Source organism: Moorena sp. SIO3I6, assembly GCF_010672095.1.
Genome location: NZ_JAAHHU010001286.1, coordinates 1 through 1,457, shown reverse-complemented (window position 1 = coordinate 1,457; position 1,457 = coordinate 1). Strand labels below are relative to the sequence as shown.

Annotated in this window: 2 protein-coding genes and 1 pseudogene; all 3 read left to right on the top strand. The window is 47.6% G+C overall.

From position 1 onward, the window contains the following. Positions 1-482: pseudogene (locus tag F6K49_RS48620) on the top strand (tRNA uridine-5-carboxymethylaminomethyl(34) synthesis GTPase MnmE); the annotation flags it as partial. 27 nt (positions 483-509) lie between these two features. Then, complete coding sequence (locus tag F6K49_RS48615) at positions 510-638, top strand: hypothetical protein (RefSeq protein ID WP_293109870.1); 129 nt, start codon at positions 510-512, stop codon at positions 636-638. A 67-nt stretch (positions 639-705) separates the two neighbouring features. Further along, positions 706-1,457: ABC transporter ATP-binding protein (locus F6K49_RS48610; RefSeq protein ID WP_293109868.1), on the top strand; the 752-nt coding region annotated here is incomplete at its 3' end.

Below are 1,457 nucleotides of genomic sequence, written 5' to 3'. Positions count from 1 at the left end.
CGGCTGACTTGGTATTACTGGTGATTGAAGCAACCACTGGCTGGAGTGCAGGAGACCAGGAAATTTACCAACAGGTGCAAGAACGTCCGGTAATTCTAGTGATTAACAAAACTGACCTAGCCAGTGATAAGAGTGAATCTACCGTATGCTATCCTAATACTATAGAGCAGGTAGTGAAGACAGCTGCTGCCTACAATCAAGGGATTGATGCTCTGGAGAAAGCAATTCTTGACGCAGTAAATCGTGGTAACCTGCAAGCCGCTGATTTAGATTTAGCCATTAACCAACGACAAGCTGCTGCCTTGACACGGGCGAAAATGTCTCTTGAGCAAGTGCAAGAAACTATTGCCCAAGAGTTACCTTTAGATTTTTGGACGATAGATTTGCGTGGAGCAATTCAAGCCTTGGGAGAAATTACAGGAGAGGAAGTAACCGAATCAGTGCTTGACCGCATTTTCAGCCGTTTCTGTATTGGGAAGTAAGATCAGTACTTTCTGGGGCGACCAAGAATGCGATTGACCTTGGCCTTTAGGCCACGCTACGCGAATGGTAACCCTTCGCGATCGCTCCAGGGGCTGGGCTATATATCCCATCACTCCTCAGCAGTTTTGCCTAAAAACATTAGATTGTACCCCTAACCAGGGCAACCGGCTACAATAAAAATTGTTGAGATTTGTGTATCCCTGACCGGCATAGGGAAAGTTTATGGCTGCCGCTGTATTAATCCAGAACCTCCAAAAACGCTATGGAGATGTCCACGCCGTCAAAGACATCTCCTTACAAGTCGAACCGGGTCAAATTTTTGGCTTACTCGGTCCTAATGGTGCCGGTAAAACCACCACCATTCGTTGCCTATGCACGCTCACCGCACCGGACGCTGGAAAAATTGAGGTATCTGGCATTTCAGTACTACACAATCCTAGGGCAGCACGCCGCCGCCTAGGCTATGTAGCCCAAGAAGTTGCCCTAGATAAGGTACTCACTGGTCAAGAACTACTCCAATTGCAAGCCGACCTCTATCATATTCCCAAACCAGTTGCCAAAAAACGCATCAATAAACTCCTTGACATTTTGCAGCTCAAGGAGTATGCCCATAAAAAAACTGGCGTTTACTCCGGTGGTCTGCGTCGGCGGCTGGACTTAGCTGCTGGCTTACTCCACCAACCCGATGTTTTAGTACTAGACGAACCCACCGTAGGTCTTGACATTGAGAGCAGATTCGTGGTTTGGGAACTGTTGCAAAAGCTGCGGGAGTCAGGAACCACATTACTAATCACCAGCCACTACCTCGAAGAAATAGATGCATTAGCTGACCAAGTGGCAATTATTGACAAAGGGTTGATCATAGCTGAGGGGACACCATCTCAGTTAAAGGATAGTGTTGGAGGCGATCGCATTACCCTGCGCATCCGGGAATTCTCCCCCATTGAAGAAGCCAAGCAAGCCAAACATATGCT